The organism is Acinetobacter amyesii (assembly GCF_023499985.1).
GTDB classification, from domain to species: Bacteria; Pseudomonadota; Gammaproteobacteria; order Pseudomonadales; family Moraxellaceae; genus Acinetobacter; species Acinetobacter amyesii.
Window position 1 is genome coordinate 19,910 of sequence record NZ_JAMCOU010000028.1, and the last position, 23,289, is coordinate 43,198.

Here is a 23,289-nt window from a genome sequence, read left to right on the forward strand (position 1 = left end):
ACCGCGGTGGGCTTTATTATTGCCAGCACATAATAAAAATAATGACGACTCATGTTACAAAGTTTTTGTATTGGCTGGATTTTAGGTATTTCTTTTATGGGGTTCATGTTTTGGAATCCACAACTCTCGACAGCTCAGTTGCTTTTTATTGTCCTGATTTGGCTAGTGCTACAGCTCTACATTTCACTAAAACTAAAAAGTATCTTTTCGAAAATCTTACAGCTCAGTGCAAATCTTTGCATAGGTGCAATTCTCGGCTTTAGTTTCGCCAATACTCAACTCGATCAGCGTTTGGCATTGGTTGAACATCAGAGCAGACAAGGCGAGTTTATAGCGTATATTCCACAGATCAGCCAACTCAAAGACCAAGCAATTCAGCAAAAAATTGAAGTGCTCAATGTGAATCAGCAGATTCAATATTTTATGGCGTATTTACCCAATTCAATTTTGCAAAATAATGAACAGACGATTCAGTTGGTCCCTGGACAATACTATCGTATGTATGGTGAGTTACGACCTACCCAAAGCTATGTGACAGAAGGTGCATTTGACCAAGAGCGGTGGAGCGTACAGCAAAATATACATGCCAGTTTAAAGGTGAAGTTGGTGGAATTAATACCACCTCAACATGTGATTGCGATGGGCTATGGGCAGCAGTATCAACGACATCAAGGTGTGTTGCATCAGTTCAAAATAAAAGTCGAACAGCAGCGTTTATATTTAAGAGCATTTATATACCAACAGCCGCTGCGGAATCATGGCTTACTGCTAGCATTGCTTACAGGTGATAAAAGTTTACTGACTGATGGAACCAGTGAATTATTTCAACGCTTTGGAATGAGTCATTTATTGGCGATATCTGGTCCACATGTACTTGTTTTTGCCAGTATGCTTTGTTGGGCGATGCAGTTAGGTATTCGCAAATATTGTCCCAAAATTTATCTCAAATGGCCCAAACAATATGTATTGGTCGTGCCCTTTATCTTTTGTGTCCTTTTATATTGTGCATTTACTGGTTTTGAAATACCGGCGCTAAGAACGCTGACGATCTGCCTTGTCGCCAGTAGCATACTTTTGTTACGGCAAACCATTCAGCCTTTTCAACTGCTGGTTTTTAGTGCCGCAATTTTATTGCTTGTGGATCCCTTTAGTATTTTATCCGCGGCATTTTGGTTGTCTTATGGCGCATGCTTTATTTTACTGCGGATTTATCAAACCTTAAGGAAGCATTTACTGGCTCAAGCGGAAGCCAGTTTTTGGCAAAAGTTAAAGCATTCAATGTGGTTGATGGTGGAATCACAATGGAAAATCTTTGTCGCTTTATTTCCATTGATGGTGATTTTTTTCAAGCAAGTGACTTGGATTAGCCCATTAAGTAATTTATTCGCCATCCCGTGGTTAGGGACTGTGGTGGTTCCTTTAGATATCATCGGAGGGGCACTTTCTTATATTTCTACACCTTTGGCGCATTTGGTTTTTTTATTCAATGATCTGTGTTTGGAAATATTGCATGTGTTTCTCTATGGCTTAGATCGACTCTTTGCACCACAAATGCAAGATGTCGCATTGACGTCAACTCAGATCGTACTGTTGATACTCGCCATAGTAATCTTATTTTTACCTGAAGGAATCTTGCCAAAATATTGGGCGGTCATTGCCTTTTTTACTCTGTTTATCCCATGGAAAAATTCAGCAAATTTTCAGCTTTCAATTTTAGATGTGGGGCAAGGGCAGGCGATCTATATCCGTTCTGTAGATCATCATATGATGGTGGACTTCGGTGGAAACTATGATGAAAGTCAATTTAGTGTCGGGCAGAATATCATCCGGCCATTTTTGAGTGTGAATGGAGTTCATCGACTAGATCGGGTGTTATTGACTCATTTAGATCAAGACCATAGCGGTGGCTTTTTCTCATTGGAGCAACAGCTTGATATTGGGCAGCTTTCAAGTAATGAGCGGGTACAAACCATAAACCAAGCTCCACAGCGCTTATGTCAGCGTGGTCAGCAGTGGAATTGGGATCAGCAAGTCTATTTTGAAATACTCTCGCCAAAGCCTGAAGATCTGACAGATGCCAAATGGAATGCCAATGAACGTTCTTGTGTTCTATATGTCACGGTCAAAGACGTCAATGGCTCACGACATTTTCTATTGATGGGGGATGCGGGTTGGGAGACTGAATATCAAATATTAAGTGATTATCCAGACCTAAAAGTCGATGTCTTGGTGCTCGGACACCATGGTAGTCGGCACAGTTCATCCTATGCGTTTTTAAACCATTTTAAGCCAAAGTTGGCGATTGCTTCTGCAGGGCGCTTTAATCGTTATGGACATCCTGCAAACATGACCCAAACACGCCTCAAACAATTAGACATTCCACTCTTGCAAACTGCACAAAGTGGAAGTATCCATTTCAAGCAAAATAAACAGCAAATTGAACTAATTGAAGAGCGGACAAAGTATAAATGGCTCGATCTATATCGCAGGCTATCTAAAGAATCTGAATAGAAAACTGCTTCAAGTGTATTGCTTGAAAATGTCATTCTGCCACATTTTTTATTGTTTGCTGTCTTTGATATTCCTCACGAATATCACGAATGCGTTGAGCGGCTTCTTCATCACTAATATTGTATAGATTTCTCAATTTTGGGTTGGCTTTGAAGCGTTTATAGCTCCAGTGATAATGCTCTGGATAACGATGAATTAAATCTTCCACTGCTTTAAAGATAACTATAGAGCCATCATCTGCATTGCCTTGATAGATATTCTCATCCATAGGTTCGATATGCATATCAAAACCATGATTATCGTTACGAATGGCATACAGTAAGAGCGCACGTGCTTTGGTTTTTTGAATTAATTTTGCACTTAAGTTGCTGGTTTTTAGTGGAATACCAAAGTATGGAATCATTTCGCCGCCGGCATTGGGGGTATGGTCTGGCAAGATCACAGTCGTCCCACCTTGTTTTAAGGCTTTGAAAATCTGACGTACACCTGATTCATCCGTAGGAACCAATATTGCTTGCTCACGGCTTCGAGCAGCACGGACAAAATTGTTGGCAGATTCGCTTTTTACCGGCTTGTACATGATGGTCATTTGAGTGTACTGCGCAACCCATGCATTCATGATTTCCCAAGTACCAAAATGTGGTACTACGAGTACAACGCCTTTTTGTAGGGCGAGCGCTTCATGTAAATATTCAGCGCCATGTACGTGATGAATTCGTTGAATATTTTTTTCTGTACTTGCACCCCAAATGTTAAAAAATTCAAAATAAGAACAAAGTTCGTTTCGAATCGCTTGTTTAGTGAGTTGAATGCGAGCTGACTCTGATAATTCAGGCAATGCAATTTTTAGATTGCGTTGAATCGTAGAGTAGGTTTTAGAGATTTTTAAAACATTGACTAACCCAGCCAAACCTTTTGCAATTAATCTTGAAATTTGAATAGGTTGACGGCTGATAAATTTTAACAGGTGATATGTGGTGTCCTGTGAATTTTGGTCGGTCATCTTATTTAAGTCTGAAAGAAATGAAAGAAAATTTAAAATAATTATAGGGGAAAATGAATTGATTAGACAGTTATAGCGATTAGCGTGTATATAATGACTACAAATTAACAATCAAATGGGTTTTTTTATGTCCGAATGGCCACCAAAACCTGAAGAAAAACAGCAAAGTTCTTCAAACAATATTCAGCAGCCAACTGGAAATGAATGGAAAATATTAGAAAAAGCCGTGCTTTCTTCCGTTGAAGAACAACGTAGAGCACGTAGATGGGGTATATTTTTTAAATTTTTAACCTTTGCTTATTTGTTATTTATTATCATTGCGATGGCAAAAAGTTGCAGCATGTCGTCATCTGATCCAGCAGCGACAGCGGGTTCACATATTGCTGTGGTTGATATCATTGGGACCATTGCAGCGGACAAGCAAAGTGTAAACAGCGCAAATACCATCAAAGCTTTGAAAAAAGCTTATGAAAATAAACAAAGCAAAGCGATTGTTTTAAATATTAATTCACCAGGTGGTTCACCTGTTCAGTCTGATGAAATTTGGCAAGAAATTCAGTACTTGAAAAAAGCCCATACCGATAAAAAACTGTATGCCATTATTGGTGATACAGGCGCTTCAGGTGCGTACTATATTGCGTCTGCGGCAGATGAAATTATTGTCAATCCTTCAAGTTTAGTGGGTTCGATTGGCGTGATTATGCCGAATTATGGTGTTAGTGGTTTGATGCAAAAATTCGGTGTAGAAGATCGCACCATGACTTCGGGTGAGAACAAAGCCATTTTATCCATGACTCAACCTGTTGATGCAGCACAAAAAGCACATGTTCAAGGTGTACTTGATAATGTTCATGCGCATTTCATTAATGCAGTGAAGGAAGGTCGCGGTAAGAAATTAAAATCAAATGATCCAGCTATTTTCTCAGGTTTATTTTGGACGGGTGATCAGGCTGTGAAGCTAGGTATTGCTGACCGTACAGGTAGTTTAAATAGCCTGAAACGTGAATTGAAAACTGAAAAAGCAGTGAACTATACCATTGAAAATAGTCCGTTTGATTCTGTACTAGGTCGTATGGGAAGTTCGTTTGGTCAAGGTTTGGCAAGCGCATTGTCACAACAGGTTCAATCTGAAAACAGCACGAAATTACAATGAAACCGTTAATTCATTTTGCGCACGCCAATGGCGTGCCATCACGGGTTTATCAAAAATTGTTTGATTTACTGAGTGATGAATATGATGTGATCTATGTACCTTTACTTGGGCCAGATAAGCGTTACCCAATCGATAACCATTGGAAGAGCTTAACACAGCAAGTCATTGACAGTATTGTACGTCAGGCCAATGGTCGTAAGGTGATTGGATTAGGTCACTCATTAGGTTCGGTTTTAACATTTCAGGCTGCTTTACAACGTCCAGAATTGTTTGAACAAGTGTTAATGATTGATCCGCCTATGATCATGGGTAAAGAGTCTTTTGCTTTGCACATCGCAAAACTCCTCAAACTTAAAGTCCTCGATAAAATGTCCCCAGCAGGATTGTCGAAGCGTCGTCGTGATCATTGGGACAGCCGTGAACAAGCAGCAGAGCTTTTAAGGCCGAAAGGTTTTTATAAAGATTTCGATCCAGACTGTTATCAAGCTTATATTGATCATGCCTTGATGGACGATAAACTGCGTGGTGGGGTGGAATTGACGATTTCACGTGATGATGAAGTTCATATTTTTCGAACCAATCCTTCACTGTGGTGGTTACCTCATGCTCAACCGCAAGTACCTGTACAGCAGTTAATTGCAGAGCAGGGACCATTTTTAGCTCGGCACTTTCCACAAATGGTAGAGAAAAAATTTGCGATTCCATTTAAAGTTGCTGCGGGGAGTCATATGTTCCCCTTAGAACATCCTGTAGAAACTGTGGAATTGATCAAAGATTTACTCAAATCGTCTAAGCGTCATCATTAAACCTTAAAAACCACAACACATAAAAAAAGCACTCTATAGAGTGCTTTTTTTATGAATGAAACATTCTACTTTCTACTTTGAGATTTATTTCGCATTTTCAAATTGTAAAACAACTTTGTTGTTGGCATCTAAAAATTTCAAATGATCTTTAGAGGCATCATAATGAGTAACTTGGCTCAATGCCTGCGAAAAATGTTGAGGAATATTTGTCGCAGTCAAACACGCTCTTTGTGTTGTAGCAAGGTTTGAAAATTGGATTTTTGTGTTTTGCACAGCGTAACCGCCCATGAATCGATTACAACCATCAGAACCACTTACACGAGTATCGTCGAAAGTGATGGTGGGTACGTTCGAATTGTTAGGGTCAGCTTCAAGCTTAACGCCTTGAATTTCACTCGCAACCCAATTTTTGTTTTGTAATTTATCTAAATTACGATCAGTAGCCGGATTTGATGTCGTAGCACAACCAATCATACCCAGTGTTATACATGCACAAGTCGCCAGTGTGATGGATTTTAACATGTGATTTTCTCCACTTTTGTTTGAAGGATGTAATATTTCTAGATTTATAAGGTTTACTAATTGCAATATAAGCTTATTATTTTAATGATGCTAAAAGCTTTAATTTAACTAAAAACTACATATTGATCATAAAGTTGAACATTCTGCAAAAATGGATTTTAGATTTTAGATTTTAGATTTTAGATTTTAGTAATAAATAGAGTTTTATTTGGCACTGAAAAACAAAACGCACCCTAAGATGCGTTGATTGTTAAATTATACAGTTGTTTAGAACTTACAGAATTGAACAGGTTGTTGCAAAGGCTCGCCACGATATAAAACACCGTTTTCAGTGTGTTGAATGGTGCCATTACAAATCCATTCTGCCACTTGAGGGTAAATCACATGCTCAAGCACGTGAACCCGATCTGCCAGACTTTCAGCATGATCATGCACATTGACTTTAAGCACGCCTTGAGCAAGCGCTTGACCAGCATCCAGTTCTGCAGTCACATAGTGAACTGTACAGCCATGGAAGACATCACCGGTGTTTAAAACACGTTGATGAGTATGCATACCTTTATAATTTGGCAGCAGAGAAGGGTGGATGTTAATCATTTTTCCTTCCCATGCTTTGACAAATTTTGCGCTTAAAATGCGCATAAAGCCTGCCAAAATGACCAAATCAACATCCCAGTCGAGCAGTTGTTGATGCATCACATCATCAAAAGCTTCACGACTTGGATATTGCTTATGTTCAATGACTGCAGTTGCAATCTTTGCTTTTCTTGCACGTTGCAGTGCAAAAGCGTCAGGTCTATTGGAAATCACCCCAACGATTTGGCCTGATAGATTGGCATCGATCAGGGCTTGCAGGTTAGATCCGCTGCCTGAAACAAGTACAGCAATTTTAATCATGAACGTTGCTTATGCGAAAACTACACGGATTTTTTCGTCAGCGCCTTCAACAGATTCAGCATTATCTGCAATGTGACCCATTGTGAATGCTTTTTCGCCAAGGCTATTGAGTAATTCAACAGTTTTGTCAGCATCGGCTGCATCAACCACGAGAACCATACCTACGCCACAGTTAAATGTGCGGTACATTTCAAATTGTTCAACACCACCTTCTTTTTGAAGTAGTTTGAATAATTCTGGCCATTCCCAAGATGCTTCATTGACTACCGCTTGAGCACCATTTGGCAGTACGCGAGGTAAGTTACCCGGTAAACCGCCGCCTGTGATGTGCGCCATAGCGTGTACATCCACTTCTTTCAATAACTGAAGAATTGGTTTTACATAAATACGTGTTGGTTCCATTGCTGTATCTGCAAGTGGACGACCATCAACGATTTGAGTAAGGTCGACGTTTTTCACATCTAAAATTTTACGAAGAAGTGAGTAACCGTTTGAGTGTGCGCCAGAAGATGCAACACCAACTAAAACGTCACCCGCTTTAACTTTAGAGCCATCAATAATTTTACTTTGCTCAACTACACCTACGCAGAAACCTGCAAGGTCATAGTCTTCGCCTTCATACATACCTGGCATTTCAGCAGTTTCACCGCCAACCAATGCACAGCCTGCAAGTTCACAACCCGCACCGATACCAGTCACAACATTTGCTGCAACGTCAACGTTGAGGTGGCCAGTTGCATAGTAGTCAAGGAAGAACAGTGGTTCAGCACCACATACAAGAAGATCGTTTACGCACATTGCAACCAAGTCTTGACCAATTGTGTCATGACGGTTCAAATTCAATGCTAAACGTAATTTTGTACCAACACCATCTGTGCCAGATACGAGAACAGGTTCTTCATAACCTTTAGGAATTTTACAAAGAGCGCCGAAGCCGCCTAGACCGCCCATTACTTCAGGACGTGCAGTACGTTTCGCGACAGATTTGATACGATCGACTAACGCGTCGCCCGCTTCAATGTCGACACCTGCATCTTTGTAGCTTAAACCAGTGTTTGGGGTAGAAGTTGAGTTGCTCATAATGAAGTCTCCGCATTCGCGCGGGGATTATAACCTGAATATGGAAAACTCTTATGCTATTTCGCACTAAAATGTTATCTTTATTAAAATATTTTCCTTTCTATAACGATTACATTGAAAAAAGGTGACTTTATATGGGTGATCGCACCTTGCGCCGAATATTTATTCTTGCTGGGATAGCATTGATCATATGGGTTTTATACTTATTAAAGCCTGTAGTTGTTCCTTTTATCGGCGCATTTCTAATTGCATATTTATTTAGCCCTTTAGTCGATAAATTACATAATATTGGCTTGCCGCGCTGGTTATCTATCAGTTTGGTCTTTATTGGAATTGGTGTCGCTATATTCCTTTCAATGTGGTTCCTCGTACCACTGGTATGGGAACAGTTGATGTATGCGAAAAACAATATTCCAAGCAATATTCATTGGGTCAACTATACATTCCTGCCGTGGTTATCAGAGACATTTAATCTTGTACCGATGGAAATTGATACAGAGCAAATGTCAGCAGCGATCATGGAGTATATTCAAACCAACTATAGTGCAGACAGTATCCAAGCCATGTTGTTAAAAGTGGCACAATCGGGTCTGAATTTCATACAGATTGGTGGCACGATTGTCTTAATTCCAATCATAGCTTTCTATTTCTTATTAGATTGGGAGCGTATGTTAGAAAACATGCGTCGACTTATTCCACGTAAATATGAAAAAAGCACGCTCACAATCGTGGGCGAATGTCATGAAGTTTTAGGTGCATTTGTAAAAGGCCAATTCTTGGTAATGTTCTTATTGGGCGTTGTTTATGCGGTTGGACTCCAATTAGTCGGTATTGAAGTTGGCATCATCATTGGGATGATTGCGGGTCTAGCCAGTATTATTCCGTATTTGGGTTTTGCGGTAGGTATTATTTCGGCAATTGTGGCTTGCCTGTTCCAATTCGGTTTGGATTGGGTGCATTTGGCCTTAGTACTGGTGGTATTCATGGTAGGGCAGGCAATAGAAGGTTATATTTTACAGCCTTTCTTATTAGGCGACAAAATTGGTTTGTCTCCTGTGGCAGTGGTATTTGCAGTCCTTGCAGGCGCGCAATTGGCAGGACTCCTCGGAATGCTCATTGCACTACCCGTTGCAGCGATTATTGTGGTCTTATTACGTCATGCACGCGAAAATTACGAGAAAAGTAATTTATACCGAAATGATGTACTTGTCGTAAATGATGCTGCAAGTGGCACTTTAAACGTAGAAACCAATCAAGTTGCTGTCGATATTGAGCTCAAAAATCAGTCTGCAAATTCGCTGCAAGATCCTGAAATTTCGAGTAACATTGAAAGATCAGAACATAAAGATTGATAAGGCCAAAATATAGATATGCGTCAATTGCAGCTAGATATAGAACCACAACTCGATGCCCGAATTAGTGATTTTTCTGGGCCGAGTTGGGGGCATGTAATCGATGGTGTTCGTCAGTTACATGCTGGTTTAATGAATCGTTTCTATATCTATGGTGGAGCTGGCACAGGAAAAAGCCATTTACTGTCTGCAATATGTGACTCCTATTTAGAAATTGGCAAATCAGCAATTCAAGTTTCATTACTTGAATTGCTAGATGCTCCCACTGAAGCGATTACTTCGCTCGATCGCTATGACTTAGTGGCTTTAGATGATATTGAAGCGATTAGCGGAGTTCCACATTGGCAAAAAGCTGTTTTTCACCTGATTAATTATAATAACGAAGAAGGTGGTCAATTGGTCTTTTCATCTCGGCTGGCGCCCATTGAACTCAAACTTGAACTGCCAGATTTACAGTCTCGATTAACTCAGGCTGTCAGTGTAAAAGTACCAAATGGTAGTTTATACGCAGACCGACAAGCACTCGTAAACTCTGTTTTGGCGCGACGTGGCATCCATATGGATCAACAAATTGTAGATTACTTGTTAGCACATGGGCCGCATCAGGCATCCATTTTACTTAGATCTTTAGAACAACTGATTCAGATGTTAAAAGGTGAAAAAGTCAAATTGAGTCATGCCAATTTAAGACAAATTTTTGCCCTAATTGATGAATATCGGTAAGCAATAAAAATTCTTGAGTAATTACTCAAGCTGTGACAAAGTACATAAAAATATTTTAATGTTGCAAGGATTGTGCAACTTAAGAATAAAAAGATAAAAAATATTTAAGGAGATGGATATGCTCAAACAGAGCATAGGCATTGGCATGCTTCTCATAGCAGGTCATGCATTTAGCGCAGAAATTATCGTTACAACCACTGAAGATGTTGTAAAGGATGACAAGGAATGTTCACTTCGTGAAGCCATAGAATATATTAATAATGGTATGCCAGAAGCCGGATATAATGGTTGCGGGGGTAAAGACTCCTATGCCTCAATTTCTCTGAAGAAAAATGAAGTTTATAAACTCACTAAAAAAATTGATATTAAAGCGGAATTGAACCTGAAAACGGTGTATGACACTAACGTCAATGAAGATGTCGTACTCGGTCTTAATAATGCCGTCATTGAAATGACGGGTAAGGATCAAATTTTTAATATTAATGATGGCGAAAAAGAACTACTTGCGATCAATTTTAAAGAAATTTCATTTAAAGGATGTAAGCAAGATCAGTGCGCTGATAAAGGCGGCATCCTTTTTAATAATGAAAAACTCACACTTGAAAATGTAAAGTTTGAAGATGGTAATGCACGACTTGGTGGTGCAATCTACAATGTTGGATTCTCAGAAGATGGCGCAGCTGTAGCAAGCCGTCTGTATATACGAACCACGATTTTTCAAAACAACAAAGCGGTAGATGGTAGTGCAATTTACTCAGAAGCACCGGCTTATGAAATCTATACATCTTTATTTAAAAATAATGAAAGCACTTCTGGTCGAGCGATTGTTTACAATCAAAATGGGCTCGCAGACATCAGCAAGTTGGTGTTCAGTAACCCTCAAAATATCATTGCCAATAGTACCTTTTTCAAAAACAAAGGTTTTGCTGTCAATTTACGTGATGGTTTAGCACTCAATAATATTACAGTACTGAAGAACAGTGGTGGTATTGAACTAAATAGTACCTCTGAGCATGCTTATTTAGCCAATAGTGTGGTGATTGGTAATGCGCTCAGTGGCACCGCTCAAGATTGTAAAGTTGTGAACTCAGGAACAGACAAATCTGTTTTTTATAACAACTTAGTGGCTGCGAGTTGTCCTGTTGGGCCTGTTGCAAATTTAAATGATGTGTGGTCTGGGACAAGTTTAATCGCGGGTGAAGATGAAGGTAGCTGTAAAACCTTAACAGAAGATCGTAATGCACTTTTCTGTCCATTTACCAAAGCAAACAACGCATTTATTGGTTATTTACGTCCTCGTATTTTATTAGATTACGAAACGATTTTCTCAAGCCCGATATTAAATAAGGGGAAGACCACAGCAGATGGCAATGAGCATCATGTGTATTGTGAGTCTTCTGATCAGCGTGGAAAAAATCGTAATTTGGATGATGTTTGGTGTGATCGTGGGGCTATCGAAATTGTGGTTCCTGTGAGCATGCCTCGCTTAGGTAAAGACATACGTACAGGTGAAGTGGCGAAGTTTAATATCTTAGATGCTTTAGGTGACAGTGATTTAATTCCAAAAGAAGAATGTACAAAAGTGATGGGTATGGCAAATCCAACAGGTGAGCCATGGCAAGATGGTTGTCCAATAGTTGTACAAAGCACCGAATCAAAAGGTAAATTTACACTGAATTTGAATGGTGATTTTGAATACACGCCAAATGGAAATTGGCATGGCGCAGATATTTTTGAATTGCGTGTGGTGACGTCTTCAACCCGTTTTAATACTTCGGCAAAAAATTATTTAGCTGCAGAAGTGCGTATTTTCCAAGAACCAAACAATGAAATGGAAAGTAAAACAGTTAAAACATCAGGTGGTGCTCTAGGCTGGGCAGGTATTTTTGCACTACTTGGCTTAGTTGGATTTCGTCGCTTTAAAAAATAGTCTGGATAGAATTAAGGACAGCACATGAAAAATTATAAAAAAGGATTGCTGGCGGTCATGGTCCTTGCGGCTATGTCATCTATGGCAGCGACAAGTAACATCATCAAAGTTACGACCTTTGAGGATGAAAATGGTGAAAATCTCAATCAATGTTCTTTACGTGAAGCAATTGAAACTGCGCGTAAAAACAAATCTTTTGGTGGATGTAATGTCGGTAACCCAAATAATGGGCAGACCGATTATATTCAACTTGAAGCAGGTGAATATCTTCTGACCAAAGGTGAGTTAGTTCCGCTCAATCAGATCGTGATTGAGGGGAAAAATCGCTTTAACTATGATTCAAAAAATTTACTGACGCAGAAATTTCCTGCCTATGAAGATATTAGAACGACGATTAATGCCCAAGGCAAATCGCGTATTTTTAATACTTCACGCTCAGAAGCCAACTTTATCGTCAATAATGTACGCCTTACTGGCGGGATGGCAGAAGACCGTGGTGGTGCCTTGTATTTAGGGGGAGCATTTACCTTAAATAATGGTGCAATAGAAAACTCTCAGGCCAAAGTTGCTGGCGGTGCTATCTACTCCGTTGCGCATAATATGTCGAAAAAAACATTATTGGTGAGCAGTTTAGTTCAGGGTAACGTCGCACCTAAAGGTAGTGTTGTAGCTATGGACTGTATCGGGAACTTGGGGGATACCCAGCCTGAAATTGTGTTCCAGCAAAGCAGTATTATTCAAAATGGTTCATCGACGAGCAATAGTGTGATGGACTTCTGTGGAAATGCCAAGGTTGAACTGACAGCAAATACGATTGCAAAAAACCAAGCAAATCCAAGTACGGGTAGTATTATCCGCGCCATTTCTCAGGGAACGGAACGTTTAAGTGCTTTTTCTAGCTTCGTTTTAACCAGTAATACAATAGTCGAGAACAATGCGGCTAGTACCTATTATTATGATAACAATGGTACAAAGGCTTGGTATTTCAATGTATTGGCCTACAATACTGGTGGTAAATCTTGTCGTTATCTCAATAACGCTGTACCTGATAATAGTCAAAAATTTGTTGCAAGTAATAATGCATTTGAACTGGCAGCCGCACAGTGTGATTTACCCGAAAGTGTGCTGAATAGTACGGAAAGCTTTCTGCAAAACCATGATGTAAGTAGTTATGCTATGGGGACTTTATTAAGCGCCCTACAAACAAAATCTGCTTATAATTTGTATTTACCTTTGTATTACCCGAAAGCAATCGGCAGTGGTTTTGACTTGATCAATCTGGGCTTAGACGGCTGTAGTGATGCGGATCAACGGGGCATTTTGCGGATCACAGATGGTACTTTACAGTTATCACCTACGCAAAGAAACACATGTGATATTGGTTCGGTTGAGTTAATGAATTTAACCGCAGCAGATATGGCAGATATTACCAATGAGTCTTTAACAGCTCTGCAAGATAAGTATCAAAATACAATTGATAGTTTGAAAAAGGATATCGAAGATCCAAATTATGCAGAATATAAAGTTGCCAATCAGGATGATTTAACAAAGTACGAAGCGGTATTAAGTGCATTAAAAAATAACCTTAAGTATCGTGCAGTTTATTTTGATCCATTCCCAGCATCATTACCTCAAGAAGAGTCTGTGAATGGAAGTGCTGAAACACGACAAATCGCCTTAAATGCTGACAACTACACTGTAACGACTTCACCAATCGGCATTGGCAGTGAAATTACGGTGTCTAGTACAGGCGAAGCAAGTATTGTGGGTAATCCACCACATGACCTACATTGTGATTGGGATGCGGGAATAAAACAAATCGTTATATATCGCACTAGTGGGGCAACAACAGCGCCTACCGAATACGGTTTTTGTAAATATACGCTAAAACAAAAGACAGGGAGTCAGGCGGAATCTTCTGGTGTAGTACGTGTGGCATTTAAAAATATGACCCCAGTGGCCAAAGCTGCTCAATACACAATTAGTCCGTCAAATAATTTGTCTGTTACCGTCAATAATTTATTAGAGAATGCTAATGATGATGGTGATGGTCCAGTTGCATCTATGCCAGCGGGTAAATCGGTATGGCATAAAAATGAAGAAGGCCAAATTATTCCAATTCGTTTTACGAAAATCCCAGCAGGTTTAAACTTTGAAGCTGAGTATAGTGGCAGTTGCCCAGCAAGTTATTTAAAGGAAACCTGCTACGGTGGAAAAATTACCTTCTCAGTAAAAAATGGCTTTAGTCAGTTTGACTATCCTGTTGAATATAGCGTTGTCGATAGTGACGCCATTGCATCAAACAATGCAATTTTGACCCTTAAGAATACCGCGAAAAACACCAACTCTTCTTCTAGCGGCGGTGGTTCGATGGGATTATTTGGGCTGTTGACACTGATTGGTTTAGGTATGTATCGTCAGCGTCGGTTGAGCAAGTAAGACAAAAAAAGCCTCGATAAGAGGCTTTTTTATGGCTTAACTAATGTAATTGATTTGATTTTCGCAACATGCTGCTGTTTTAGATTAGTGAGCGACAGCGATAGGCTGTAAATATTTGTTGATATACTCATCGCGAATAGCAGGTCGTTCATCAGGACTAGCTTTTTGCATACGTGTCGCGAGTTCTTTACGTTCTAAAGTACTCATTTTTTGCCATGTTTCGCGCATACGCTGCTTTTCACTATCTGGAAGTTGGGTGAACCAATCCATGCGCTGTTGCAAGCTGACACGTTGATCTGCAGGAATCTCTTTGAGTGCCTGATACTTTTTAATTAAAGCCTGTTGTTCTGCTTCAGATAGCGAATCCCAAGTTTCATTGACTTGAGTATCTGCATCTTTTGAAAATATCCAAAAGCGATCAAAGCCAGCAAAACTGGTTTGCAAAAAACTAAAAGCACAGAATGCAATTGCTAATTTTTTAGCTGCCATGTGGAACTTTGTCCTCACCCAGAACCATCAACATTTCAAGATCTTCCACCATTTGAGGAGAGAGCTTAGGGGTTGAAATCACCTGATTTTGTGGTTTGTCATCCAGTACAGTCGCATTTGGTAAAATGACAAAACCTGCAATTGCTGCTGCAAGTGCAAAGCCAGACATTTTCCAGAAACCATAACGTGAAGTTTCGCGCTGATGAATATCTTCAAGCACGTTATTCATGACAGTTGCTTTGTCTTTATGGTGCTGTGCGAGTCCATCAAGTTTGGAAGTTACTTGCTTTAAGAAATCATCTTGTTTCATTCGGATGATCCTCCCATATGTGGATTCAAATGTGCCAAAGCGGTACGTAAACCTTGAATGGCACGGTGGTAATGTGTTTTCACACTGCCTTCGGAACAATTCATAATTTCTGCAGTTGTATGCGTATCAAAGCCTTCCCAAGCTCGCAACATAAATGCTTGTTGCTGGCGGACTGGAAGTTCTGCGATAGCATCTTGTATTTCCTCTGCAGTGACAGCCTGATCCAGAAAGTCGAAAGGGTTTGGTGTAGATTCATCTACCACATCCTGTATCTCGATATCGTCGTCATCTAGGCTGACTTTTCTAAATAAGGAAAACGGCTGCGAACGACGTGCTTCTTTTCGACGCCAGTCTTGCAGCTTGTTATTTAAAATGGTGTAAAACAGGGGATACCATTCCTCTGTGGACTTTTCAGCATAAGCTTTATGTAAGGAAATAAAGGCTTCTTGCACCAAGTCCATGGCAATGCCATGTTGACTATGCGTTGCACTTTCCATCATTACTAAAGCACGCCCCGTCACCTCATTCATGAAGTTTTTCAGGCGAGACTCAGCCGTGCTTTTTAAAACACTGCTGTCTTGCGTCTCGGACTTTTTGGGTGCTAAATCCATAGAGATGGAAAATCCTGTCATCGGATACCCACCATTATTTCCATATTCATATACAAATAACGATGGAAATAACGGTTAGGTTGACAAAAAGAATTATTATTTTTTCTAGTGTAGTCTATTTTTTTCAGGCTTAAGCGCTAAATACAATAAAATAACGATTTTACTGACGCTGACGTACCATTTCAAAAAAACAGATCGAGCCAGCAATGGCTACGTTTAGTGATTCTTGACCACCCGGTTGAGGAATCGCAACGGCTTCTGCATGTTGTAATGCATACTCAGAAACACCTTGACCTTCATTGCCTAAAATCCACACACATTGTTTGCGTAAATTTTTGCTATATAGGTTTTCAGACTGATGTGAGCTTGTTGCATACACTGGAATTTTGAATTTAGTCAAAATATCTTCAAGGGCAATATTTTCAAAGGTATTTAATGAAAAATGTGCGCCCATACCTGCGCGTAATACACGCGGTGACCAGAGCGATGCAGAGCCTTTGGTACAAACAACTTGTTCAATACCTGCTGCTGCAGCAGAACGGAGTAGGGTGCCTACATTTCCTGGGTCTTGAATGTTGTCTAAAATTAAGGTGTCTTCACTGAAGTTAAGCGCTTCACTTGAACTTGGTAAATCCACAATCGCTAAGCAAGCAATCGATGTTCCAAGTGTACTGATATCTTTATATAAAGATTCACTTAGAATGAACACAGCACCTTGATATTGTTCCGCAATGCGGTCGAAATCAGCATGGTTAATTGCTTGTTCAGTGGTGAAAATCGATTTGATTGGACGTTTTGAGTCTAACCATGACAACACCAAGTGTGTGCCTTCCAAAACAGTTTGACCTTGTTTTTTACGGTAGGCATTTTGTTCGATTAAGCCACGGAGGTGCTTAATTTTCGGGTTGTCTTTTGATTCGAGATAAATCAGAGCCATGAGGGAGATATCCACGAAAGTCAGCAAAAATACTGACTTTCGTTATAAGAAATTAATTATGGTATGACGTAACTAGGTCAACTTCGTTTTTAGAACCAATAATCACAGGAACACGTTGATGAAGTTCTGTTGGTTGGATGTCTAGAATGCGAACACGGCCTGTTGTAGAAGCACCGCCAGCTTGTTCCATCAACATACTCATTGGATTTGCTTCATACATTAAACGTAGACGGCCTGCTTTTTTCGGATCTTTGAAGTCGTATGGATACATGAAGATACCGCTACGGCAAAGAATACGATGAATATCACCCACCATACATGCGACCCAACGCATATTGAAGTCTTTTTCACGCGGGCCAGTTTTACCTGCAAGAAGTTCGTCGATATAACGTTTTACAGGTTCTTCCCAGTGACGCTGGTTCGATGCATTAATTGCATATTCTTTAGTATCTGCTGCAACTGCAATTGCATCTTTAGTTAATAAGAATTCTTTGCTTTCTGGATCAAAAGTAAAGAAGACTACGCCAGCACCGACAGTTAGAGCCATCATTGTTGATGGGCCATACAGTACATAACCTGCAGCCGCTTGGTTAACACCCGCTTGCATGAAATCTTCAGCTTGCGTTACGGCATTTTTTGAAGGAAGAATTGAGAAAATTGTACCAACACACATGTTGATATCGATGTTGCTTGAACCATCTAATGGGTCGAACAAGACAAGATAATCGCCATTTTCTTGAGCTGGTGTGAATTCATCTAATTCTTCAGATGCCAAACCACCGACATGTGGATGAACTTTTAATGCATCGATGAGGTAATCATTTGAAATGACATCAAGTTTCTTTTGTTCTTCACCTTGAACGTTTTCGTGTTGCGCGCTACCCAATACACCAGCCAAAGCACCTTTTTGTAAAAGAAGGTCGATGTCTTTGCATGTATTACCAATTGTTTCAATAACTTGTGCTAATGCAGGAGTAAGATTACCACTTTGTTGTTGTAGAAATTGGGAAAGGGTGAGATTTGACATAACCGGAAAACTCCAAATATTAATTTATCAAAAATGATAAAAATGTGATTGTGCAACATTTTAGATGAGAACGAAGGAAAAGAAAAATTAAACTAGACTATTTGTCGTGATTTTACCATTGCAAGTCCTGAATAACATGCTATGTTGAATCTAATGTATAAATCGAAAGACAGGGAGCACAACAATGACCACACAAAAATTTGATGCGACTCCGACTGCAACTGAGGGATTGAATTTAGACGATATTTCTGCGGATACCGTTAAAGCTGCATGGAGCAGTTACGAAGCAAAAGCAGAGTATAAAAAGTTCAATAAACATGATCTCATTGAGTCGATGCAAACAGAAAAAGAAAATGCTGAACATCCAGAAGCAGAAGCGTAATGATTTGGATTGTTAAGCTAATTTTCTAGTTGGTAAAGCTAAGGATATCGTTTTAAAAGTCGTTCATTTGCATTTTTAATTGGATATTTTCTTAAGTTCTAAAGCTGCTAATCGAATTTATCCTGAGTTAAAGGGCTAAATTGAGTTAAAGCAAAGAACGCTGCAACAGAACGATGAAAATGAAACGATATAAATTAAATGATACGGGTTAAATCAAAAAAGCACTCATTAATGAGTGCTTTTTTTTAGCTCAGACTTTTTCAAGTCTTATTTAAGTAGCGGAGGAACAGCTTCGTAGTTAATTTCTACGCGGCGGTTTTCTTTCCATGCATTTTCATCATGACCTGCATTGATTGGCATTTCTTTACCATAGCTGACTGCTTCAAGCTGGTTAGGGCTTACACCTGTTGTAATCAGGAAGCTTTCAACAGCTTTGGCACGACGCTCACCAAGCGCCATGTTGTATTCACGAGTACCACGTTCATCGGTATGACCTGTTAAAGCTACGCGTGAGTTTGCATTAGCAACAAGGAACTGTGCATGAGCTTGAAGGGTTTGTAAGTCTTCATTGCTAAGCTCTGTACTGTCGTAGTCAAAGTGTACTACGCGCTTCGCTAAAAATGCTTTATTCGCTTCAGTTACACCTTTAGATGATGCACCGGCTAGGTTTTGTGCATTGAGTGCTGCATCTTCACTTAAACCAGAAGTGTTTACAGTGGTTGAGCTATTTGGGTTTTGTCCTGCTTGTGTGTCTGCTGCAGGTTTACGGCTGGCACAACCAGTCATTACTAATGCTGTAGCTAAAACAGGTAATGCAATCAGTTTCATCGCTTTCATATTGGTCTCCATGACGGTTATTTATGATGTTTCATTAAAAAGTTATTGTTGAATAAATCATGCAGTGTTTATTTCGGTGCCCAAGCTGGTTCACGAACTTCACCTTGTTCACTTGGTAAGTTCATGCGGAAACGACCATCTAAAGACATGATCGAGAGCAAACCACGGTTTGCTTCACGTGTTGCATACACCACCATTTGACCGTTTGGAGAGAAGCTTGGGGATTCATCTAAACTTGTTGGTGTTAAAATATTGGTTACACCAGAACCAATGTCTTGAACCGCAACTTTATAGTTACTACCGCTAGGACGATGCACCAAAGCTAATTTTTTACCATCAGCACTTAAAGTGCCACGGGCATTAAATGCACCACGGAAAGTTAAACGTTTTACACTTTCAGCACTTAAGTTGTAGGTATAAATTTGTGGAGAGCCACCACGGTCAGAGGTAAAAATAAATGATTTACCGTCAGGGGCATAACGTGCTTCTGTATCAATCGCTGTGTCATTGGTCATACGTTTTAATTGGCGAGTCTGTAAATCCATTTGATAGATTTCAGGATTGCCATGCATTGAAGCGGTAAACAACATCGATTTACCATCAGGTGAGAAGCTTGGAGCACCATTTAAACCACGGAAACTTGCAACTTTTTCACGGTTACCACTTGCTAAGTCTTGAATGTAAATTGCAGGGCGTTTGGTTTCAAAAGAAACATAAGCTAGCTTTTTAGCATCAGGTGTCCAAGCAGGGGACAAGATTGGATCACGTGAAGTCAAAATGGTACGGGGTTGTTCACCATCCGTATCTGCAATTTGTAGGGTATAGCGCTGATCTGGTGTTGCTGCATTACGCAATACATAGGCAATACGGCCGCTGAAGTCACCTGGAATGCCAGTTAAAGCTTGATAGATTGCATCACTGATCATATGCGCTGCTTGACGGTAACGTGAAGCAGGTACAGTGAGTAGTTCATTTAACAGGTATTGTTTTTTTTCAACATCATACAGTTGGTAGTGAATTTCATAAGAGCCATCTGCTGTTGTTTTTGATGTGCCTGTCACGACATAGGGTACGCCCGCAGCTTTCCATGCTTCTGCATTAGGTGAATTTATTGTTGCAGTTGCAGGTAAGTTTTTAGAGGCACTGGTAAATTTACCTGAGCGGTTCAAGTCATTTTCAACCACTGGATAAATATTTGAGTCATTACTAAAAGGCACGATCGCAATTTTAGGTGCCTCTTCAGGCGCCTTGGTGATTTCAAGATGAAGCTGTGCATGTGTTTGAGTGATTAAAACTGGACTCAAAGCGGTCATAATTGCTAAGCAAAGAAGATGTTTACGCGTCATTTCCATCATTCGCTAACTACTCTAAAAATGTGAGTTATTGTCTGTATTAGGTTGTGTCACATAATGGCATGATTTTGGATTATTAAAAGCATGAAAATATGACTGAACTGTTATAACACTGTGAAAAATGCAGAGATTTTATTCGAGTTCACTGAAGTTTATCTTAAAATTGGTGCAGACAACATCACATTTTGAATTGGAAATGATAATTCTATATAGTTGAAATTTAATTTTTGAATCAAATGTTTAGAAGAAATAAGTAGCTCTTAATTAGGCTGAGCTAGTAAAACTTATATATATGTCATTTTATGAAAAGTGTCGACCAAATAGAATTTGTTTCATTCAAAAAATCAGTGAATGAACCCATCTAATCAATAAATTTTCCAAAGTTTGCCATATTCAGAAGAAATATAAAAAAATCCCCGCAATCAATGCAGGGATTTATCAAACTTAATTTGAAGATCTAAATGTAGAGGTAAAGCTTTGTGCTTCACGTCTAGCATCAGGGTCGCTTGGCATTGGGTACGGTGCTGCAGCACGAACCGCGGCTTCAATACTGGCTTTCATATCAGGGTCACTAGAGTTCACAATAACTGAGCGGACTGAACCACTTTCTGATAATGTCACCCGAGCAGTTGCCGATTTACCCGCAGAGTCAGAAGGTGTGTCCCATGCACGACGGATTTTATTTTCAAAATCTTTCTTTGCAGTAGATGCAATCTTCTTCGCTTCAGCCTTTTTCTGTGCGGCTTCTTCAGCTGCTTTTTTAGCTGATGAAGCTTTGGCTTCTTCGGCTGCACGTTCGCGTGCTTCGGCATCGGCTTTAGCCTTTGCATCTGCCTTGGCTTTTGCATCGGCATCTGCTTTACGTTTTGCAGCTTCTGCATTGGCCTTAGCTTTCGCATCAGCATCAGCTTTACGTTTTGCAGCTTCCGCATTGGCTTTAGCTTTCGCGTCTGCATCTGCTTTACGTTTTGCAGCATCCGCATTTGCTTTACGTTTTGCAGCATCCGCATTGGCCTTGGCTTTTGCATCAGCATCTGCTTTACGTTTTGCAGCTTCCGCATTGGCTTTAGCTTTCGCGTCTGCATCTGCTTTACGTTTTGCAGCATCCGCATTGGCCTTGGCTTTTGCATCTGCATTGGCTTTTGCCGTTGCTGCAGCTTTGGCTTTGTCAGCTTCTGCTTTTCTTAAAGCATCGGCACGGATTTTTTCAGCCTTGGTTTTGGCATCAGCATCTGCTTTACGTTTTGCTGCTTCAGCATTGGCTTTCGCCGTAGCATCTGCTTTTGCCTTAGCCGCATCCGCTTTGGCTTCTTGTTGTGCTTTTAGTTTTGCAGCTTCAGCCGCTTTAGCTTGTTCTTGAGCACGCTTTGCATTGTCCGCAGCTTTTTGTTCAGCAAGCTGCTGTGCTTTTGCCGCAGCGAGTGCCTGTTGAGCAGCAACCTGTGGATCTGCCTTAGGTGGTTCTGCTGGTTTAGGTGGTGCAGCCGTTGGAATCTCGGGTGCTGGTTCAACGCTAGGTTCTGCTGTTTGCGTGATTTGTTCAGCTACATTTTCATGCGCGGTTTCATCAAACTCTGTGACTTCACGAGTTACAGGTTTCAAATCTTCCGGTTTTACCAAAACAGTGGTTATTTTTTTAGGGGGCTCAGGTGGTTTACTCATGCCAAGATAAAGTAAGCCAACCACAGCGACGATATGAACACCTAGTGTGAAACCAATCGCAACGGCTTTTTGTTTAAAAGGCGGCTTGTTGAAATCTTTCATAAATTATTTTAATGGCTCAGTCAGTAAACCTACTTGTGTTAAACCTGCATCTTGAAGGGCAGACATGAGTTTCATGACTTCACCATAAGGACGAGATTCACTGCCGTTAATCAGGACACTCATTTGCTTTTTCTGTTCGTTCGCTTCATTTTGTGAAGCAGTTAAAACAGATTTTAGTTCATCAAGTGTGAGTACATCATTCTGATGATTTTTATCTTCGAGTTTGATCGTTCCATCCGCCTCAAGTGTAACAATCGCAGGGCGATCTTCCGCTTGCATAGGCGTACCGTTGGCTTGTGGCAAGTCGACTTTAACACCTGTCGTGATCATTGGTGCGGTCACCATAAAAATCACCAAAAGAACTAACATGACATCAATATAAGGTACGACGTTCATGTCACTTTTTAATGGTTTTTTGATGCGCTCAAAGCGTCCAGAACGTTGAATAGCCATTAGTCATTGTCCTGAGTTGAACCTACAGACTGGCGTTGTAATAACGCAACCATTTCTTCGGCAAAAAGCGCACGATCGTTATAAACTGCTTCACCTTTGGCTGTGAAATGGTTAAATGCAAGTACAGCAGGAATTGCCGCAAAAAGACCAATGGCCGTTGCAATCAATGCTTCTGCAATACCCGGAGCAACCGTAGCAAGGGTGACTTGGTCAACATCTGCCAAACCAATAAAAGCGTTCATAATGCCCCAAACGGTACCGAATAAACCAACATAGGGTGCAACCGATCCAATACTCGCAAGCGCGCCTAAACCATTTTCTAAATGTCCTTGGTCACGGCTTAAACCTACGCGAAGAATACGTTCTGTACCTTCAATTGATTGTTCTGCGCTGGCATTACGTTTTTTAAGTTTGAAAAACTCGCCTAAACCTTGATAGAAGACATCTTCAAGGCCAACACGTTTCGAGTTGAGCTGAGCATTGTTGTATAAAGTGTTGAGTTCGGCGCCAGACCAAAAGATTTTTTGGAAATGTTCATCATCGGCCTGCGCTTTTTTATAACTCATGTGTAACTTGGCAATCAGATACCAACTGAATAACGAAGCTAAGAGCAGCAGGAGCATTACCAGTTGTACGACAGGACTTGCTTGTAAGATGAGGTCTGAAACTTTGAGTGTTGATTCTAGTTGAGTTGCCATAGTTACTACATGT

22 protein-coding genes are annotated in these 23,289 nt (G+C 40.2%); 8 read left to right on the plus strand and 14 right to left on the minus strand.

Annotated elements, in window-relative coordinates:
- The first annotated feature begins 51 nt into the window (after positions 1-51).
- Positions 52-2,511, plus strand: coding sequence for a DNA internalization-related competence protein ComEC/Rec2 (locus M5F03_RS07185; RefSeq protein WP_249707752.1), 2,460 nt, complete (start codon positions 52-54; stop codon positions 2,509-2,511).
- Between the two features lie 31 nt (positions 2,512-2,542).
- Here the strand turns inward: M5F03_RS07185 and M5F03_RS07190 are convergent, their stop codons facing one another.
- Positions 2,543-3,514, minus strand: coding sequence for a lysophospholipid acyltransferase family protein (locus M5F03_RS07190; RefSeq protein ID WP_168378069.1), 972 nt, complete (start codon positions 3,512-3,514; stop codon positions 2,543-2,545).
- 127 nt (positions 3,515-3,641) lie between these two features.
- On the opposite strand from M5F03_RS07190, the gene sppA reads away from it, so the two are divergent.
- A complete protein-coding gene (gene sppA, locus M5F03_RS07195; protein WP_078192397.1) occupies positions 3,642-4,667 on the plus strand; it encodes a signal peptide peptidase SppA in 1,026 nt (341 codons plus the stop codon).
- Positions 4,664-5,473, plus strand: coding sequence for an alpha/beta fold hydrolase (locus M5F03_RS07200; protein ID WP_180059246.1), 810 nt, complete (start codon positions 4,664-4,666; stop codon positions 5,471-5,473). Before sppA ends, M5F03_RS07200 begins: the two co-directional genes overlap by 4 nt.
- 84 nt (positions 5,474-5,557) lie before the next feature.
- On the opposite strand, the gene M5F03_RS07205 is transcribed toward M5F03_RS07200, so the two are convergent.
- From M5F03_RS07205 to purM, 3 genes are all read right to left on the minus strand, one after another.
- Positions 5,558-5,995 (minus strand): META domain-containing protein, encoded by a 438-nt coding sequence (locus M5F03_RS07205; protein WP_078192049.1) that lies wholly within the window; start codon positions 5,993-5,995, stop codon positions 5,558-5,560.
- A gap of 267 nt (positions 5,996-6,262) precedes the next feature.
- Positions 6,263-6,892 (minus strand): phosphoribosylglycinamide formyltransferase, encoded by a 630-nt coding sequence (gene purN, locus M5F03_RS07210; protein ID WP_111883942.1) that lies wholly within the window; start codon positions 6,890-6,892, stop codon positions 6,263-6,265.
- A 9-nt stretch (positions 6,893-6,901) separates the two neighbouring features.
- The gene (purM, locus tag M5F03_RS07215) at positions 6,902-7,972 is read right to left on the minus strand and encodes a phosphoribosylformylglycinamidine cyclo-ligase (protein ID WP_078190382.1); all 1,071 of its coding nucleotides are present in this window, start codon (positions 7,970-7,972) and stop codon (positions 6,902-6,904) included.
- A gap of 134 nt (positions 7,973-8,106) precedes the next feature.
- Here purM and cxpE point away from each other — a divergent pair, with 134 nt between their 5' ends.
- From cxpE to M5F03_RS07235, 4 genes are all read left to right on the plus strand, one after another.
- A complete protein-coding gene (cxpE, locus tag M5F03_RS07220) occupies positions 8,107-9,324 on the plus strand; it encodes a chloramphenicol efflux transporter CxpE (protein ID WP_180021921.1) in 1,218 nt (405 codons plus the stop codon).
- Between the two features lie 18 nt (positions 9,325-9,342).
- Positions 9,343-10,047 carry a DnaA regulatory inactivator Hda gene (gene hda, locus M5F03_RS07225; protein ID WP_078190380.1) on the plus strand — a complete coding sequence of 235 codons (705 nt, stop codon included), beginning with the start codon at positions 9,343-9,345 and terminating at the stop codon, positions 10,045-10,047.
- A 118-nt stretch (positions 10,048-10,165) separates the two neighbouring features.
- Entirely contained in the window at positions 10,166-11,977 is a 1,812-nt protein-coding gene (rbtA, locus tag M5F03_RS07230; RefSeq protein WP_249707754.1) for a rhombotarget A, read from the plus strand.
- Positions 11,978-12,001: 24 nt separating this feature from the next.
- Positions 12,002-14,416, plus strand: coding sequence for a CSLREA domain-containing protein (locus M5F03_RS07235; RefSeq protein WP_249707756.1), 2,415 nt, complete (start codon positions 12,002-12,004; stop codon positions 14,414-14,416).
- Between the two features lie 84 nt (positions 14,417-14,500).
- Here M5F03_RS07235 and M5F03_RS07240 read toward each other — a convergent pair whose 3' ends face one another.
- The 5 genes from M5F03_RS07240 to M5F03_RS07260 form a co-directional block, all read right to left on the minus strand.
- On the minus strand, positions 14,501-14,905 hold the full coding sequence (locus M5F03_RS07240) for a DUF3106 domain-containing protein (protein WP_078192044.1): 405 nt from the start codon (positions 14,903-14,905) through the stop codon (positions 14,501-14,503).
- Positions 14,895-15,215: a hypothetical protein gene (locus M5F03_RS07245; RefSeq protein ID WP_078190377.1), complete on the minus strand. Its 321-nt coding sequence runs from the start codon at positions 15,213-15,215 to the stop codon at positions 14,895-14,897. Before M5F03_RS07245 ends, M5F03_RS07240 begins: the two co-directional genes overlap by 11 nt.
- Positions 15,212-15,826 (minus strand): RNA polymerase sigma factor, encoded by a 615-nt coding sequence (locus M5F03_RS07250; RefSeq protein WP_249707929.1) that lies wholly within the window; start codon positions 15,824-15,826, stop codon positions 15,212-15,214. The genes M5F03_RS07245 and M5F03_RS07250 overlap by 4 nt, the downstream gene beginning before the upstream one ends.
- Before the next feature lie 160 nt (positions 15,827-15,986).
- Positions 15,987-16,763 (minus strand): TrmH family RNA methyltransferase, encoded by a 777-nt coding sequence (locus M5F03_RS07255; protein WP_078192042.1) that lies wholly within the window; start codon positions 16,761-16,763, stop codon positions 15,987-15,989.
- A 52-nt stretch (positions 16,764-16,815) separates the two neighbouring features.
- Positions 16,816-17,790: a class 1 fructose-bisphosphatase gene (locus M5F03_RS07260; protein ID WP_180023325.1), complete on the minus strand. Its 975-nt coding sequence runs from the start codon at positions 17,788-17,790 to the stop codon at positions 16,816-16,818.
- A gap of 184 nt (positions 17,791-17,974) precedes the next feature.
- Here M5F03_RS07260 and M5F03_RS07265 point away from each other — a divergent pair, with 184 nt between their 5' ends.
- Positions 17,975-18,172 carry an NF038105 family protein gene (locus tag M5F03_RS07265; RefSeq protein WP_078190373.1) on the plus strand — a complete coding sequence of 66 codons (198 nt, stop codon included), beginning with the start codon at positions 17,975-17,977 and terminating at the stop codon, positions 18,170-18,172.
- 267 nt (positions 18,173-18,439) lie between these two features.
- Here M5F03_RS07265 and pal read toward each other — a convergent pair whose 3' ends face one another.
- The 5 genes from pal to tolQ form a co-directional block, all read right to left on the minus strand.
- Positions 18,440-19,009: a peptidoglycan-associated lipoprotein Pal gene (gene pal / locus M5F03_RS07270; RefSeq protein WP_249707758.1), complete on the minus strand. Its 570-nt coding sequence runs from the start codon at positions 19,007-19,009 to the stop codon at positions 18,440-18,442.
- Between the two features lie 68 nt (positions 19,010-19,077).
- Positions 19,078-20,361 (minus strand): Tol-Pal system beta propeller repeat protein TolB, encoded by a 1,284-nt coding sequence (gene tolB / locus M5F03_RS07275; RefSeq protein ID WP_171263728.1) that lies wholly within the window; start codon positions 20,359-20,361, stop codon positions 19,078-19,080.
- A 444-nt stretch (positions 20,362-20,805) separates the two neighbouring features.
- A complete protein-coding gene (gene tolA, locus M5F03_RS07280) occupies positions 20,806-22,125 on the minus strand; it encodes a cell envelope integrity protein TolA (RefSeq protein WP_249707760.1) in 1,320 nt (439 codons plus the stop codon).
- Between the two features lie 3 nt (positions 22,126-22,128).
- On the minus strand, positions 22,129-22,578 hold the full coding sequence (tolR, locus tag M5F03_RS07285; protein ID WP_078190369.1) for a protein TolR: 450 nt from the start codon (positions 22,576-22,578) through the stop codon (positions 22,129-22,131).
- Positions 22,578-23,276 (minus strand): protein TolQ, encoded by a 699-nt coding sequence (gene tolQ / locus M5F03_RS07290; RefSeq protein ID WP_078192037.1) that lies wholly within the window; start codon positions 23,274-23,276, stop codon positions 22,578-22,580. The genes tolR and tolQ overlap by 1 nt, the downstream gene beginning before the upstream one ends.
- Positions 23,277-23,289: the final 13 nt, after the last annotated feature.

Coding starts and splice junctions, on each gene's coding strand:
- tolA (WP_249707760.1), bottom strand. CDS start 22,125: ATGAAAGATTTCAACAAGCCGCCTTTTAAACAAAAAGCCGTTGCGATT.
- sppA (WP_078192397.1), top strand. CDS start 3,642: ATGTCCGAATGGCCACCAAAACCTGAAGAAAAACAGCAAAGTTCTTCA.
- pal (WP_249707758.1), bottom strand. CDS start 19,009: ATGAAAGCGATGAAACTGATTGCATTACCTGTTTTAGCTACAGCATTA.
- M5F03_RS07235 (WP_249707756.1), top strand. CDS start 12,002: ATGAAAAATTATAAAAAAGGATTGCTGGCGGTCATGGTCCTTGCGGCT.
- M5F03_RS07265 (WP_078190373.1), top strand. CDS start 17,975: ATGACCACACAAAAATTTGATGCGACTCCGACTGCAACTGAGGGATTG.
- purN (WP_111883942.1), bottom strand. CDS start 6,892: ATGATTAAAATTGCTGTACTTGTTTCAGGCAGCGGATCTAACCTGCAA.
- M5F03_RS07185 (WP_249707752.1), top strand. CDS start 52: ATGTTACAAAGTTTTTGTATTGGCTGGATTTTAGGTATTTCTTTTATG.
- M5F03_RS07240 (WP_078192044.1), bottom strand. CDS start 14,905: ATGGCAGCTAAAAAATTAGCAATTGCATTCTGTGCTTTTAGTTTTTTG.
- M5F03_RS07255 (WP_078192042.1), bottom strand. CDS start 16,763: ATGGCTCTGATTTATCTCGAATCAAAAGACAACCCGAAAATTAAGCAC.
- tolQ (WP_078192037.1), bottom strand. CDS start 23,276: ATGGCAACTCAACTAGAATCAACACTCAAAGTTTCAGACCTCATCTTA.
- hda (WP_078190380.1), top strand. CDS start 9,343: ATGCGTCAATTGCAGCTAGATATAGAACCACAACTCGATGCCCGAATT.
- M5F03_RS07260 (WP_180023325.1), bottom strand. CDS start 17,790: ATGTCAAATCTCACCCTTTCCCAATTTCTACAACAACAAAGTGGTAAT.
- tolR (WP_078190369.1), bottom strand. CDS start 22,578: ATGGCTATTCAACGTTCTGGACGCTTTGAGCGCATCAAAAAACCATTA.
- purM (WP_078190382.1), bottom strand. CDS start 7,972: ATGAGCAACTCAACTTCTACCCCAAACACTGGTTTAAGCTACAAAGAT.
- cxpE (WP_180021921.1), top strand. CDS start 8,107: ATGGGTGATCGCACCTTGCGCCGAATATTTATTCTTGCTGGGATAGCA.
- M5F03_RS07245 (WP_078190377.1), bottom strand. CDS start 15,215: ATGAAACAAGATGATTTCTTAAAGCAAGTAACTTCCAAACTTGATGGA.
- tolB (WP_171263728.1), bottom strand. CDS start 20,361: ATGGAAATGACGCGTAAACATCTTCTTTGCTTAGCAATTATGACCGCT.
- M5F03_RS07200 (WP_180059246.1), top strand. CDS start 4,664: ATGAAACCGTTAATTCATTTTGCGCACGCCAATGGCGTGCCATCACGG.
- M5F03_RS07250 (WP_249707929.1), bottom strand. CDS start 15,826: ATGGATTTAGCACCCAAAAAGTCCGAGACGCAAGACAGCAGTGTTTTA.
- M5F03_RS07205 (WP_078192049.1), bottom strand. CDS start 5,995: ATGTTAAAATCCATCACACTGGCGACTTGTGCATGTATAACACTGGGT.
- M5F03_RS07190 (WP_168378069.1), bottom strand. CDS start 3,514: ATGACCGACCAAAATTCACAGGACACCACATATCACCTGTTAAAATTT.
- rbtA (WP_249707754.1), top strand. CDS start 10,166: ATGCTCAAACAGAGCATAGGCATTGGCATGCTTCTCATAGCAGGTCAT.